Raw genomic sequence first — 14,549 nt, forward strand, 5'->3', positions numbered from 1 at the left:
GGCATAAAAAAAGCGCCCCGCAGGGCGCTTTTTTATCGGCAGGGAACCCCTTACTCCTGGTCGCCCAGCAGCACGGATTCCAGTGCGATTTCGATCATGTCGTTGAAGGTGGTCTGGCGCTCTTCAGCCGTGGTCTGCTCGTGGGTACGGATATGGTCAGACACGGTGCAGATGGTCAGCGCTTTTGCGCCGAACTCGGCGGCCACGCCGTAGATACCGGCGGCTTCCATCTCAACACCCAGGATGTTGTACTTTTCCATCACGTCGAACATTTGCGGGTCCGGCGTGTAGAACAGGTCAGCAGAGAAGATGTTGCCCACACGCGCCGGGACGCCTTTGGCTTTCGCCGCGTCTACCGCATTGCGCACCATGTCGAAGTCCGCGATCGCCGCGTAGTCGTGATCTTTAAAACGCAGACGGTTCACTTTGGAGTCGGTGCAGGCACCCATGCCAATCACCACATCACGCAGTTTCACGTCGCTGCGCACTGCGCCGCAGGAGCCGACACGGATGATCTTTTTCACGCCGAACTCGGTGATCAGCTCTTTGGCGTAGATGGAGCAGGACGGGATGCCCATGCCGTGGCCCATCACAGAGATGCGGCGGCCTTTGTAGGTGCCGGTGTAGCCCAGCATACCGCGCACTTCGTTCACCAGGCGGATATCGTCCAGGAAGTTCTCAGCGATGTACTTGGCACGCAGCGGGTCGCCCGGCATCAGTACCACGTCTGCAAAATCACCCATTTCAGCATTGATATGCGGCGTAGCCATAATTCATTCCTTATTCTGCCAATTCTGGCGTTAATCATCGGTAAAAAAGCGCCGCCCGGAGGCGGCGCAAGCAAAGGTTACAGCATCGATTTGCCATATTCCATCGGCGAAAGGCCGAAGTAGGCGGCAACGGTCTGGCCGATATCCGCAAAGGTGTCGCGCTTGCCGAGGAAGCCCGGCTTGATTTTCGGGCCGTAGATCAGCACCGGGATGTGCTCACGGGTATGATCGGTGCCGGTCCAGGTCGGGTCACAGCCGTGGTCGGCGGTGAGGATCAGCATGTCATCCGGGCCGACCAGCTCCATCAGCTCCGGCAGGCGGCGGTCGAACAGCTCCAGCGCGGCGGCATACCCCGGCACGTCACGGCGGTGGCCGTAGGAGGAGTCGAAATCAACGAAGTTGGTGAAGACGATGGTGTTGTCGCCCGCCTGCTTCATCTCTGCCACGGTGGCGTCAAACAGCGCGTCCAGCCCGGTGGCTTTCACTTTTTTGGTGATGCCGACCTGCGCATAGATGTCCGCGATTTTACCCACTGACACCACGTTACCGCCCTTCTCGTCCACCAGCTTTTTCAGGATGGTCGGGGACGGCGGCTCGACGGCCAGGTCGTGGCGGTTGCCGGTACGCTGGAATTCGCCCGGCTTGTTGCCGATGAACGGGCGCGCAATCACGCGGCCGATGTTGTAGCCGCCCTCGGTCAGTTCTTCACGGGCAATTTCACACAGCTCATACAGTCTCTCCAGCCCGAACGTCTCTTCGTGGCAGGCGATCTGGAACACGGAGTCCGCGGAGGTGTAGAAAATCGGCTTGCCGGTTTTCATGTGCTCTTCACCGAGCTGGTCGAGGATCACGGTGCCGGAAGAGTGGCAGTTACCGAGGTAGCCCGGCAGGTTGGCACGCTCCACCAGTTTGTCCAGCAGTTCCTGCGGGAAGCTGTTTTCGGTGTCGCTGAAGTAGCCCCAGTCAAACAGGACCGGCACCCCGGCGATCTCCCAGTGGCCGGACGGCGTGTCCTTGCCGGAGGAGAGTTCGCTGGCGTAGGCATACGCACCGATGATATCTGCTTTCTCATCCAGCCCTGCCGGGAACGTCCCGGTGGAGGCTTCGGCCGCCTTGCCGAGGCCCAGGCGGCTCAGGTTCGGCAGGGTCAGCGGCCCTTTGCGGCCGACGTCGGCGTCGCCGCGCGCACAGGCTTCAGCGATGTGGCCCAGCGTGTCGGAACCTTTGTCGCCAAATTTCTCCGCATCAGCACTGTAGCCGATGCCGAAAGAGTCTAAAACCATGATAAAAGTACGTTTCATTCTGCTCTCCTGCGTATTCACGCGTTTTGCGGCGGGCTGACAGCCGGGCCACAGAGGGTGCTAAAGGATGACCATTATGCCCGGATACGTTGGCAGACCACCGGCGTCGCCCCGGGGGCGTGTTCACTCAGCGTCACGGCAGCGCGCACAGCGGCCGCGGCCTGTTCCCACGCCTCTTCACTGGCAGCATGGATCATCGCCAGCGGCTGCCGGGTGTCAACCCGGTCGCCCAGGCGCGCCATGCCGGTGAGGCCCACGCTGTAGTCAATGGTGTCACTGGCCCGGCGGCGTCCGCCACCCAGCGCGACCACGGCCATGCCCAGCGCGCGGGTATCCATCGCGCTGATGATGCCGTTTTCCATCGCATACACCGGCTTGCTCAGCGTTGCCGCCGGCAGGTAACGGTCATAGTGCTCAATAAAATCGGTGGGGCCGCGCTGGGCTGCCACCATCCGGCCAAAGATTTCTGCGGCCGCGCCATTGTCCAGCACGGCCTGCAATTTCGCGCGGGCATCGGCATCATCTTTCGCCAGCCCGCCCGACAGTAACATTTCCACGCACAGGGCCATCGTGACCTCATACAGGCGCGGATTACGGTAATCGCCGGTCAGGAAGCGCACCGCTTCGCGCACTTCGACGGCGTTCCCGGCGCTGGAGGCCAGCACCTGGTTCATGTCCGTCAGCAGCGCGGTGGTCTGGCAACCTGCCCCGTTCGCCACGCCGACAATCGCCTGCGCCAGATTTTCTGACGCTTCATAAGTCGGCATAAACGCGCCGGACCCCACTTTGACATCCATCACCAGCGCATCCAACCCTTCGGCCAGTTTTTTCGCCAGAATCGACGCGGTGATCAGCGGAATCGAGTCCACGGTCGCGGTGATGTCACGCGTCGCATAGAAGCGTTTGTCCGCCGGGGCCAGTGAGTTGGTCTGGCCGATAATCGCCACACCGACCTCTTTGATGATGGCGCGGAAACGCTGGTCGTCCGGGAAGATGTCAAACCCCGGGATCGCTTCCAGCTTGTCCAGCGTGCCGCCGGTGTGGCCGAGGCCGCGCCCGGAGATCATCGGCACGTAGCCGCCGCAGGCGGCCACCATCGGGCCGAGCATCAGCGACGTCACATCGCCCACGCCGCCGGTGGAGTGTTTGTCCACCACCGGGCCGTTCAGCCCCAGCTCCGCCCAGTTCAGCACGGTGCCGGAATCACGCATCGCCATCGTCAGCGCCACGCGTTCTGCCATGTTCATGTCATGGAAGTAGATCGTCATCGCCAGCGCGGCGATCTGCCCTTCTGAAACCTGGTTGTCGCGAATGCCGTTGACGAAGAAACGAATCTCTTCTGCCGTCAGCGGCTGGCCGTCCCGTTTTTTTCGAATAATTTCTTGTGCCAGAAACAAGGTGTCCCCCTGCATGACGCAGTAAATAACAGGGCCGCACCGGTATGGCCGGCGCGGCATTATTCAGATCAATAGCCGCCGTTGCTTTTCGCGGTGGCGTGGCCGAGCGTGGTGAGCAGGCTGGCCAGCAGGCTGGAGGCGCCGAAACGGAAGTGGCGCGCATCGGCCCAGGTTTCACCCATGATGCGGTCAGCAATCGCCAGGAACTCGGCGGCATCCTCTGCGGTGCGCACGCCGCCGGCGGGTTTAAAGCCGACGCGGTCGCCCACGCCCAGATCGTGGATCACCTGAATCATCAGCGCCGCGCTTTCCGGCGTGGCATTCACCGGCACTTTGCCGGTCGAGGTTTTGATGAAGTCAGCCCCGGCGTTGATGGCGATCTCAGACGCCTTGCGGATCAGCGCGTCCTGCTTCAGCTCACCGGTTTCGATGATCACTTTCAGCAGCACATTGGCGGCGGCGCAGGCTTCTTTGCACACTTTCACCAGCTCAAAGCCGACCTGCTCATTGCCGGCCATCAGCGCGCGGTACGGGAAGACCACATCCACTTCGTCCGCCCCGTAGGCGATAGCGGCGCGGGTTTCTGCCAGCGCGATGTCGATATCATCATTCCCGTGCGGGAAGTTGGTGACGGTCGCGATGCGGATCTCCGGGGTACCCTGCTCACGCAGGGCCTTGCGGGCCACCGGGATGAAACGCGGATAGATGCAGATGGCGGCGGTGTTACCGGCCGGGCTTTTCGCCTGGCGGCACAGCGCGATCACCTTCTCATCGGTATCGTCTTCATTCAGGGTGGTTAAATCCATGAGGCTCAGCGCACGTTGCGCTGCGGCGGTTAAATCAGTCATATGACTCTCCAACATTTTCGTTGCTGATGGCCACGATCACTTCTGAGGTTTCATGGGCAACGCGTTCCACAGGTTGGCGAGCGGGCTTGGTTCCATGAAGAGGCCGCAGCCTGCCTGAAAGCGGGCCACGGTTGAATTCCTTCTCACCGCGCGAGCCGGCAAACACCGGGCCGGTACTGGCTATTGAACCATGAGCACAGGGGACGCTTATGTGTTCTGATTCACAAAATCTTAAAGCCAATTGTAACGCGTTTAGATTAACTGTGACAGGAGTCACAGGATAATCGTTTTATGCTCAGAAAGTGACCATGATGATAAGTTTACACCAGGTAGAGTGGCCCGGCGTGTGAAGGCCGCTGATCGGGTCAGGCGGCCATGCTCTCTGGCCGTGATGTTATAATAGTCACATTAAGAAGAGAACGGATTTCCGCGCCACAGCCCAAAATCATTGAAGATTGCGCAAGGTGAACCGGATAACTGCCCGGTAAATGTGATTATTTTCACATTGATTTTCAGATTCGGGCAGGGGGTGTTTTTAGCCCGGCAGCAGCGGCAGGTTAAACACCCGGCGGGTATTGGCGTTCAGGGCGGCGGCGAGGGTTTCCGGCGGCTCCGGGCGCAACTGGCAGAGCACCTCAAACACCAGGGCAGCGCGCTCCGGCCGGTTGGGCTGGCCCTGATAACCGGCCAGCGGCATATCCGGCGCATCGGTTTCCAGCAGCAGGCAGGAGAGCGGCAGCGCCGCGATGGTGTTGCGGGTTTTTTGCGCCCGCTCATAGGTAATGGTGCCGCCGACGCCAATCGCGTAGCCGAGTTTCACAAACGCCTGCGCCTGCGCGAGGCTGCCGGCAAAGCCATGCACCACCCCCGTGGCGGGCAGCGCCTGCTTGCGCAGCAGGGAAAACAGCTGATCATGGGTGCGGCGGGAGTGCAGGATCACCGGCAGGTTGGCCTGTTTCGCCAGGGAGAGCTGATCCACCAGCAGCGCTTTCTGCCGCTCAAAATGCGGGTTCTCCATATAGAGATCCAGCCCGACCTCACCGATTGCCACCACCTTCGGGTGCGGCTGCTTCAGGCTCTGTGCCAGGCGGGAGAGCGCCGCATCATCATGCTGTTGGATAAATAACGGATGCAGCCCCAGCGCGGCGAACAGGGCATCATGCTGGTTCGCCAGCGCCAGCACGCGGTCAAAGCGATCCGCGGTCACCGCCGGGACGATAATCTGCCGGACATGCCGGTCAGCGGCACGGGCCACGCTGGCGGCCGCGTCATCGGCAAACGGCGGGAAATCGAAGTGGCAATGGGTGTCAATAAAGTAACGCGCTGTGCTCATCCCGCCTGCTCCTCATCATCCGGTTCTTCATTCTCTGCCACCGGCGGCGCATCCACCAGCAGGCCGCTGACCGCATCACTCACGGCCGACACCAGCGGGGAATCGGTGATCAGCGGCGTATTCGCCGGTTCTTCCGGAAGAACCGTGGCGGCCGGTACCTGCACCGCCAGATCCGGCTGTTCGTCACGCGGCAGCAGCCAGTGCGCCACGGTCGCCAGGAAGTAGCGCCCGCACCGCCGCCCGAGGTGATAATCGCGGTTCAGCGCCGACAGCCGACTGCCCAGCGCCCGGCTGGCCAGCGGTTTGGGTGGGTAAATTTCAAAGATGCGCAGGTTGCCCGGCGGGTTCTCAATAAATTGCTGGATGCGCCGGTAGCTTTTTTCATGGTGCTGCATCATATGCACCAGTTGTTGCAGGCTGCTTTCACTCAGCCACTGCTCCATGCGCTTCATCCACTGCGGCGCGTAGAACATCTGCGACGGCACAGTGCGGACAACAATAATGGTGTCGGCACCGCGCCGGTACGCCTCTTCCACCGGGATCGCATCACTGATGCCGCCATCCTGGTAGCTGATGCCGTCCAGCTCGACGCCCATCCGGTAGAAACCGGGAATGGCGCTGGAGGCCTTCAGCACCGACAGCCAGTTTTCACGGGTCGGTGAGAAATAGGTGGGGCTGTAATCATCACTGCGGCAGGCGCACATCAGGAATTCCCGGTCATTGCCGAGATAGCTTTCCGCCGCTTCCAGCGCCAGCGGCATCTGTTGGCCCGTCACGTCCACCAGCCAGTCGAGATCGATCAGGTGCCCGCCGCGCACAAAGCGCAAAGGGTTAAAAAACTGGGGAGCGGTGGTGTAGCGGGAGATCACACGCCGGGCATAGCCGGGTTGTTGGCAGACAAACGCAGAGAGGTTTTGTGCACCGGCAGAAGTGCCGATCAGCAGGTCAAACGGATTGAAGCGGGCACGTTGAAATTCATCCAGCACACCGGCTGTGAATATTCCGCGTTGCCCGCCCCCTTCGCATACCAGCGCGATTTTACCCGGCTGGTAGGGTTTATACGCCAGGGGTTCAATGTTCCCCAGCGTGATCGGTATTCTGTATCCCAACCTTTACCCCGTTACCTGGTCGTCCCCATCCTGGGTTGAGCATACCCGGTATTCGCTCTTGCCGTAATCATCTTGTATGACATTGGTGAATAAATCGTTGCGTCCTGGCCTGATTTACTCGTTACGGCAAGAGGTTAAAGGTGTTTTACAGCGTCGCTATGAGCGCCGGCGACCGGTAAACAGGCTGACCAGGAACAGGATGATGCCGACAACGAAGACGATTTTCGCAGCCCATGCCGCAGTACCTGCCAGTCCACCAAAGCCCAGTGCTGCGGCAATCAGTGCGATGACTAAAAAGATAATGCCCCATCGAAACATAAAATCTCTCCTTACCTTATTAAAATTTGAGATGCCCTTGCACAGCACAAAGTTTCGTCGCCAGAACGCGAAACCTTATTAAAAAAGATAGCGTTAAATCAGAATCCTGCCTGACTTTCGCGCACTTTTCCTGCTGCCGGGCGCACATTTTCTTGTGGTTTTGGTCACGCTACCGGCTGCCCTGCAACCAAGGCAGCCGTTACATCATCAGTTCAGCAGAGCTTATGGTTTGATCTGCAGGTCGTTTTTAACGGATTTCACACCGTCAACCGCCTTGGCAACACTTTCTGCGCGCTCAGACTGGGCCTGGTTCTCAACCGTACCGGTCAGCTGTACCACGCCTTCGGTGGTGATCACTTTCACGTTACGGGACGGGACAATGTCATCGGCCAGCAGTTTGGCTTTGACTTCGCCGGTGGTGGCGGAATCACCTGCATAGGCTTTCGCAGACTGCTCTTTTGCGTCACGCACGTGCAGCTTATCGCTGACGGAGGTCACGCCTTCCACTTTCTTGGCGGCGGCGACGGCCTGGTCGGCTTCAGCCTGGCTGCCGACAAAGCCGCTCAGCGTGACCACACCGTTGGTGGTGTCGACAGAGATATCGGTGCTTTTGATCGCATCGTTATCTACCAGCGCGCTTTTCACTTTCGCCGTGACGGCGCTGTCGCCCATGTAGTTGCTGACTTTGTTGACTGAACTATCGATTTTCGCGCCTGCGGAGTCCGCAGCGTTCTCAGTCTTGCTTGTCATGGTTTCAGCCAGGGCGTTACCGCCAACCAGCGCAGAACTCAACACCACGGCCATCATTGAATAGGCAAATTTAGACTTTTTCATCGATTCATTCCTTTATGTTGTGATTCCCAACTGCCGGGAAACCGTGAGTCACGAACAGGGTGACGACTAATCGTTGCGACAATTTCACGTTTTTATGCACGTCGGAAACTTGCAGAGTGTGCGTCTTAAAAGCTAAACATTCTGTTGTCTTATGAATTCACGCCGAAGCGTTTCCTTCTCTCCATGACATGTCCGGTGTCCGTACCGAACTTCCTGGGCATACCCGCCTTATAAGGATTAACGACTGCTTTTTAGCATAGTTGCCTTATAATTCGCTGCCTTCCTTGTTAACTCCAGTGCTTTATGGCGGTTTTCGCCGGGCACAAATTAAATATAGTCGAAAAAGACCGGAGTGGTTGAAAAATTGCAGAAAAGCGGGGAAATGCAGACTAGTCCGAGCTTTTCGGCCTGAAAATAGCCAAAAAACCGGATGAAAGCGGAAAAAACCAGCAAAAGGCGGGCAAAAAATGGGGAGATATTCCCGGAATCACCGGCATAAAAAAACGGCATTGCTGCCGTTTTTTTGACCTGCCGGAGGAACGGGGAGGATCAGTGTTCGCGGGTTTTGCGGAAGCTGATGTCCGGGTAACGTTCCTGCGTCAGATTAAGGTTAACCATCGTCGGGGCAATGTAGGTGAGGTTGTCACCGCCATCCAGCGCCAGGTTCAGCTCACTCTTGCGCTTGAACTCTTCCAGCTTCTTCACGTCATTGCACTCGACCCAACGGGCGGTGGAGACGTTCACGGATTCATAAATCGCCTCAACGTTGTATTCGCTTTTCAGGCGGGCGACGACCACATCAAACTGCAGCACACCCACCGCGCCCACAATCAGGTCATTGTTGGCGATTGGGCGGAACACCTGCACCGCGCCCTCTTCCGACAACTGCACCAGCCCTTTCAGCAACTGTTTCTGCTTCAACGGGTCACGCAGGCGGATGCGGCGGAACAGTTCCGGCGCAAAGTTCGGGATGCCGGTGAACTTCATGTCTTCACCCTGGGTAAAGGTGTCACCGATCTGGATGGTGCCGTGGTTATGCAGGCCGAGGATGTCGCCTGGGTAGGCCTCTTCCACATGGGAGCGGTCACCGGCCATAAAGGTCAGCGCATCGGAGATGGTCACGTCTTTGCCGGTACGCACCTGGCGCAGCTTCATGCCCTTCTCATAGCGGCCGGAAACCACACGCATAAAGGCCACGCGGTCACGGTGTTTCGGGTCCATGTTCGCCTGGATCTTGAACACGAAGCCGGTGAACTTCTCTTCCTGCGCCGTCACTTCACGGGTGTCCGTGTTGCGCGGCATCGGTGCCGGTGCCCACTCCACCAGCCCGTCCAGCATATGGTCTACGCCGAAGTTACCCAGCGCGGTACCAAAGAAGACCGGGGTCAGTTCGCCGTTCAGGAAGGCTTCACGCTCAAACTCATGGGAAGCGCCCTGCACCAGCTCCAGCTCGTCACGCAGTTGCGCGGCCAGGTCCTCACCCACGGCAGCGTCCAGATCCGGGTTATTCAGCCCCTTCACGATCCGCACTTCCTGGATGGTATGGCCTTTACCGGACTGATAGAGGTAAACCTCATCCTTATAGAGGTGGTAAACGCCTTTGAACAGCTTGCCGCAGCCAATCGGCCAGGTGATCGGCGAACAGGCGATCTTCAGCTCACGCTCCACCTCATCCATCACTTCCATCGGGTCACGGATGTCACGGTCCAGTTTGTTCATAAAGGTCAGGATCGGCGTGTCGCGCAGACGGGTCACTTCCATCAGCTTACGGGTACGATCCTCAACGCCTTTTGCGGCGTCGATCACCATCAGGCAGCAGTCCACTGCCGTCAGGGTACGGTACGTATCCTCGGAGAAGTCTTCGTGCCCTGGGGTGTCCAGCAGGTTGACCAGGCTGTCACGGTACGGGAACTGCATCACCGACGTGGTGATGGAGATACCACGCTGCTTTTCCATCTCCATCCAGTCCGATTTCGCGTGCTGGCTGGAGCCGCGGCCTTTTACCGTCCCGGCAGTCTGGATAGCCTGTCCGAACAGCAACACCTTCTCGGTGATGGTGGTTTTACCCGCATCGGGGTGAGAGATAATGGCGAAGGTGCGGCGTTTGGCCACTTCGCGGGCGTATTCACTTGGAGACATTTTCACGTTTCTATAGTTGTACCGCCCTGCGACAGGAACATCGTGCCGCGAACGGCAGCAGGCAAAGCGGAAGGAATAAATTATGGGGCGCTATTTTCTATGATTTACCCGGCAGAGACAATCAATGATGAAATATTGTGCATATTGTCCCGGCATTGGCCTTAAACCGGTGCCGTTACACCGGCAGCGCCATGATCACCGCATCCTCACGGCCGGTGGCGGTAGGGTAATAGTTGCGGCGCAGTGAGACTTCATTAAAGCCGAGCTGCTCATACAGGGCGAGTGCACCGGCATTCGACGCACGGACTTCCAGCCACAGCGTGAGGATGCCGCGCGCCTCAAGTTCAGCGATCAACGCCTCCAGCAGCTCACGGCCGAGGCCGCGGCGCTGGAACACCGGATCGATGGCGATATTGAACAGCGTCGCCTCGTCCAGCACGATCTGGGTGATGGCGAAACCGGCCATCTGCCCGTCGGCCTCAATTTTCAGGTTAAGGTAGCGCTCGCCCTGGTTGCCGGCGAAGGTGGCGTCACTCCACGGAAAGGCGTGGCTGGCGCGTTCAATCTGCATGGCGCGCGGATGGTCGTCCGGCGTCAGGATAGAGATGCTGTTCATGGTCACAAATCTGCTGCCAGAGTGCGCGTTTCGCACCGGCGTCCTGGGAAAGCACCGGCAGCGCCGGGCTGGAAAGGTGTACGCCCTCAAGGGCCGGTGGCGTGCTGAGGCCGAGGCACCAGCTGGCGCAGCGGGTGCCTTCCGGCAGCATCGCCACGTTATCCGGGGTCAGGCTGTAGACCTGGTGCGGCTGCAACCCCAGCGCGTGCAGGACGTCCTGCAACAGCGGGTGATCCTGCGGCGGCAGGTCATCCGCCACAATCAGCAGCCGCGCATCGTCCGGCAGATGGACGGCGATTTCACCCTGCAAGACCGCCGGGCGGCGCAGCGTCCACTGCGTAATACCCAGTTGTTGTAACAGTATGTCGCGTCGCGTTGCCATGCCAAACCCTGCCAAGCACCCAAATGTGCCGCGCTATGCTAGCAAACCCATCGAACATGCGCCAACAAACCTCTATAATCCCCGGTCATCTTCTTAAGGAGCCACACCCTGATGTCTGCATTAACCCCCGCCAGTGAAGTCATACTGCGCCACACTGATGAATTTACCGAGCGCCGCGTGCTGTTTGCCGGCGACTTACAAGACAGCCTGCCCGCCCAGCTTGAAGCCGCGGAGGTGCGTGTCCATACCAACCAATATCATCACGGACAGATGCTGAGCCAGGCGCTGGGGGAAAACGTTCAGTACAGTCTGCTGGCAGACGCCGACGTGGTGGGCGGCTGCGATACGCTGATCTACTACTGGCCGAAGAGCAAGCAAGAAGCACAGTTCCAGCTCACTAACCTGCTCTCCCTGCTGCCGGTCGGCAGCCATGTCTTCGTGATCGGCGAAAACCGCGCCGGGGTGCGCAGCGCGGAACCGATGCTGGAAGGGCTGTGTACCTTGCAGAAAATCGACAGCGCCCGCCGCTGTGGCCTCTATTATGGCCGCCTGGAACAGCAGCCGGAATTTGATGCCGATGCGTGGTGGCAATCCTACGTGGTGGCGGACGTCACGGTGAAAACCCTGCCGGGCGTCTTCAGCCGTGATGCGCTCGACCCAGGCAGTATGCTGCTGCTGGGCACCTTCAGTGAAGACATCAAAGGTTCCGTGCTGGACATCGGCTGCGGGGCCGGTGTGGTCGGCGCGGTGCTGGGCACCCATTTTGCGAAAGTGAAACTGACGCTGAGTGACGTCAACGCTGCCGCGCTGGAAGCGAGCCGCGCGACGCTGGCCGCCAACGGCCTGGAAGGCAACGTGATCGCCAGTAACGTTTACTCCGACATCCGCGGCCGGTTTGACATGATCGTCTCTAACCCGCCGTTCCACGAGGGGCTGCAAACCAGCCTGCACGCGGCAGAGATGCTGATCCGCGGCGCAGCCAGCCACCTGCACATCGGCGGCAAGCTGCGCATCGTGGCGAACGCCTTCCTGCCGTATGCCGACATCCTGGATGCCACCTTCGGCAGCCATGAAGTGCTGGCGCAAACCGGCCGCTTTAAGGTGTACCAGGCTGAACTGGGCCGCCCGCCGCGCGCGTCGAAGAAAAAATCTAAGCGTTAAGCATCGGCATCACGTGGTCCTGATACCGCCCGCCGGCGGCCGCGTGATACGGGAAGATGGCCTCAATCGCCGCCAGTTCGCTGTGCGTTAACCTCACATCGAGGGCGGCGATGTTCTCATCCAGATAGCGGCGGCGCTTGGTGCCGGGGATCGGCACAATGTGCTCCCCCTGCGCCAGCACCCAGGCCAGCGCCAGCTGCGCCGGGGTTACTCCCTTCTCTTCCGCCAGCGTTTTCACCTTCTCCACCAGTGCCAGGTTGCGGCTGAAATTCTCCGGGCTAAAGCGCGGGTTATCCCGCCGGAAATCATCGGCTGCCAGATCCTCCGGCGACGTCAGCGTCCCGGTCAAAAAGCCGCGCCCCAGCGGGCTGTAAGGCACAAACCCGACCCCCAGCCGTTCACAGGCCGCCAGGATCCCGTCTTCCACATCACGCGTCCAGAGCGAGTACTCCGTTTGCAGCGCCGTAATCGGGTGCACCGCGCAGGCCCGTTCCAGCGTGCTGACGGAGGCCTCACTCAGGCCGAGATAACGGATCTTGCCTTCACGCACCAGATCGGCCAGCGTGCCGACCACCTCCTCCACCGGCACCGCAGGATCGACCCGGTGCTGGTAGTAAAGATCAATCACCTCCACCTGTAACCGCGCCAGGCTGCCTTCGACAGACTGGCGGATATACGCCGGGCGGCTGCTGACGCCCCGCAGCGACGGCTGGGCCGGATCGCGCAGGATGCCGAACTTGGTGGCGAGGAAAACCTGGTCGCGCTTGCCTTTGATCGCCTCGCCAATCAGTGCCTCATTGGTGTGCGGCCCGTACATGTCGGCAGTGTCGAGCAGCGTGACGCCCCGCTCCAGCGCATGGTGCAGCGTGGCCACCGCCTCTTTATGGTCGCTGCCGGTGGAGTAAAAATCGCTCATGCCCATGCAGCCCAGTCCGATGGCGGAGACCGCCGGCCCATTTTTTCCCAGTTGACGCTGTTGCATTGTGTTCTCTCCCCCAGGGTGCTGTGTCAGTGGTGGAGAGTGTGGTTGTTTATCCGGGCAAGATAAATCATGCTTTCTGCTCAGCACTGTTCAGAAATCACCAACAATCGGATGCCCTATGGACCAGATCCAGGCGATGCGGATCTTCACCCGTATTGTGGAGTTACAGAGTTTCAGCCGCGCGGCGGAAGACCAGAACCTGCCGCGCGCCACCGTCAGCACCACCCTGAAACGGCTGGAGTTGCGGCTCGGCGTGCGCCTGCTGGTGCGTACCACCCGCCGGCTGCACATCACTGACGAAGGCGAGCTTTATTACCATCGCTGCCTGCAACTGCTGGATGCGCTGGCGGAAACCGACGCCCTGTTCGCCCACCAACGCCACCAGCCGCAGGGCAACGTGCGGGTGGATATGCCGCACTCGCTGGCACGGGAAATCGTCATTCCGGCGCTGCCGGATTTTACCGCACGTTACCCGCAGATTGCGGTGATGCTCGGCGCCAATGACAGCGCCATCGACCTGCTGCACCACGGTGTGGATTGTGTGCTGCGCGCCTGGCCCTCTGCCGATGAACAGCTGGTGACGTACGCCCGCGCGGCGTTGCCGCAGGTCACCTGCGCCTCGCCCGGCTACCTGGCCCGCTATGGGCAGCCGCGTTCGCCACAGGCGCTGGGCAGCCACCAGATGGTGGGTTACGTGTCCGGTCATGGCCGGCAGGCGGAGGCGCTGGAGTTCCAACAACAGGGGGAAACGGTGGCATTGCAGTTGCCATACACCCTGAGTGTCAGCGGGGCCGATGCCTATATCGCCGCCGGGCGCAGCGGGTTTGGCTTAATCCAGGCGGCACGCCATGCGTTACAGCGTGAACTGGCCGCCGGTGAGCTGGTGGAAGTGATGGCGGATTGCCCGCCGCCACCGATGCCGGTCTGGCTGATGCACCCGCCCGGCCGTTTTATTGCGCCCCGCGTACGGGTCATGCTGGCCTGGCTGACCGGCTTATTGCAGCAAATGGAAGCGGGTTAACCGGCTGAAAACCGCAATCTGCACTTTTTCTGATGCTTTTTGCAGCAGTCGTGTCATCTTACCGAAATAACTATTGACGCCCCGGCGAAAATCTCTAGAATTCGCCTCCGTGGTTGCATTACTCCGGTAGTGCACTTGGAATGCGAAGGTGGCGGAATTGGTAGACGCGCTAGCTTCAGGTGTTAGTGTCCTTACGGACGTGAGGGTTCAAGTCCCTCTCTTCGCACCAAATAACCACATGATTTATATCGCAGGGCATAATGCGAAGGTGGCGGAATTGGTAGACGCGCTAGCTTCAGGTGTTAGTGTTCTTACGGACGTGAGGGTTCAAGTCCCTC

At 59.8% G+C, this 14,549-nt stretch carries 14 protein-coding genes and 1 tRNA gene; 3 read left to right on the plus strand and 12 right to left on the minus strand.

Translation table 11 applies throughout. From position 1 onward, the window contains the following. Positions 1-50: 50 nt before the first annotated feature. The 11 genes from deoD to CYR52_RS04315 form a co-directional block, all read right to left on the minus strand. Positions 51-770: a purine-nucleoside phosphorylase gene (gene deoD / locus CYR52_RS04260; protein WP_072928645.1), complete on the minus strand. Its 720-nt coding sequence runs from the start codon at positions 768-770 to the stop codon at positions 51-53. A gap of 77 nt (positions 771-847) precedes the next feature. After that, on the minus strand, positions 848-2,071 hold the full coding sequence (gene deoB / locus CYR52_RS04265; RefSeq protein WP_072928644.1) for a phosphopentomutase: 1,224 nt from the start codon (positions 2,069-2,071) through the stop codon (positions 848-850). 74 nt (positions 2,072-2,145) lie between these two features. Next, the gene (gene deoA, locus CYR52_RS04270; protein WP_072928643.1) at positions 2,146-3,468 is read right to left on the minus strand and encodes a thymidine phosphorylase; all 1,323 of its coding nucleotides are present in this window, start codon (positions 3,466-3,468) and stop codon (positions 2,146-2,148) included. A 68-nt stretch (positions 3,469-3,536) separates the two neighbouring features. Beyond that, the gene (deoC, locus tag CYR52_RS04275; protein ID WP_072929062.1) at positions 3,537-4,316 is read right to left on the minus strand and encodes a deoxyribose-phosphate aldolase; all 780 of its coding nucleotides are present in this window, start codon (positions 4,314-4,316) and stop codon (positions 3,537-3,539) included. A 535-nt stretch (positions 4,317-4,851) separates the two neighbouring features. Then, a complete protein-coding gene (locus tag CYR52_RS04280) occupies positions 4,852-5,649 on the minus strand; it encodes a TatD family hydrolase (RefSeq protein ID WP_072928642.1) in 798 nt (265 codons plus the stop codon). Then, complete coding sequence (locus CYR52_RS04285) at positions 5,646-6,758, minus strand: patatin-like phospholipase family protein (RefSeq protein WP_072928641.1); 1,113 nt, start codon at positions 6,756-6,758, stop codon at positions 5,646-5,648. The genes CYR52_RS04280 and CYR52_RS04285 overlap by 4 nt, the downstream gene beginning before the upstream one ends. Positions 6,759-6,914: 156 nt before the next feature. Further along, on the minus strand, positions 6,915-7,076 hold the full coding sequence (locus CYR52_RS04290) for a DUF1328 domain-containing protein (RefSeq protein ID WP_072928640.1): 162 nt from the start codon (positions 7,074-7,076) through the stop codon (positions 6,915-6,917). Positions 7,077-7,298: 222 nt separating this feature from the next. Next, the gene (gene osmY / locus CYR52_RS04295) at positions 7,299-7,910 is read right to left on the minus strand and encodes a molecular chaperone OsmY (protein WP_072928639.1); all 612 of its coding nucleotides are present in this window, start codon (positions 7,908-7,910) and stop codon (positions 7,299-7,301) included. Between the two features lie 549 nt (positions 7,911-8,459). Beyond that, a complete protein-coding gene (gene prfC / locus CYR52_RS04305; protein WP_072928637.1) occupies positions 8,460-10,049 on the minus strand; it encodes a peptide chain release factor 3 in 1,590 nt (529 codons plus the stop codon). A gap of 175 nt (positions 10,050-10,224) precedes the next feature. Beyond that, positions 10,225-10,665 (minus strand): ribosomal protein S18-alanine N-acetyltransferase, encoded by a 441-nt coding sequence (gene rimI / locus CYR52_RS04310; RefSeq protein ID WP_101828013.1) that lies wholly within the window; start codon positions 10,663-10,665, stop codon positions 10,225-10,227. Continuing rightward, a complete protein-coding gene (locus tag CYR52_RS04315) occupies positions 10,610-11,047 on the minus strand; it encodes a DNA polymerase III subunit psi (RefSeq protein WP_072928633.1) in 438 nt (145 codons plus the stop codon). Before CYR52_RS04315 ends, rimI begins: the two co-directional genes overlap by 56 nt. A gap of 111 nt (positions 11,048-11,158) precedes the next feature. On the opposite strand from CYR52_RS04315, the gene rsmC reads away from it, so the two are divergent. Then, positions 11,159-12,208, plus strand: a complete 1,050-nt coding sequence (gene rsmC, locus CYR52_RS04320) for a 16S rRNA (guanine(1207)-N(2))-methyltransferase RsmC (protein WP_072928632.1) — start codon at positions 11,159-11,161, stop codon at positions 12,206-12,208. Here rsmC and CYR52_RS04325 read toward each other — a convergent pair. Beyond that, positions 12,198-13,190: an aldo/keto reductase gene (locus CYR52_RS04325; protein ID WP_072928631.1), complete on the minus strand. Its 993-nt coding sequence runs from the start codon at positions 13,188-13,190 to the stop codon at positions 12,198-12,200. The two genes, rsmC and CYR52_RS04325, sit on opposite strands and share 11 nt — an antisense overlap. A gap of 118 nt (positions 13,191-13,308) precedes the next feature. On the opposite strand from CYR52_RS04325, the gene CYR52_RS04330 reads away from it, so the two are divergent. Further along, a complete protein-coding gene (locus tag CYR52_RS04330) occupies positions 13,309-14,211 on the plus strand; it encodes a LysR family transcriptional regulator (protein WP_101828014.1) in 903 nt (300 codons plus the stop codon). A gap of 142 nt (positions 14,212-14,353) precedes the next feature. Further along, a tRNA-Leu gene (locus tag CYR52_RS04335) sits at positions 14,354-14,440 on the plus strand. Positions 14,441-14,549: the final 109 nt, after the last annotated feature.

This window comes from Chimaeribacter arupi (genome assembly GCF_002858805.1).
GTDB lineage: Bacteria > Pseudomonadota > Gammaproteobacteria > Enterobacterales > Enterobacteriaceae > Chimaeribacter > Chimaeribacter arupi.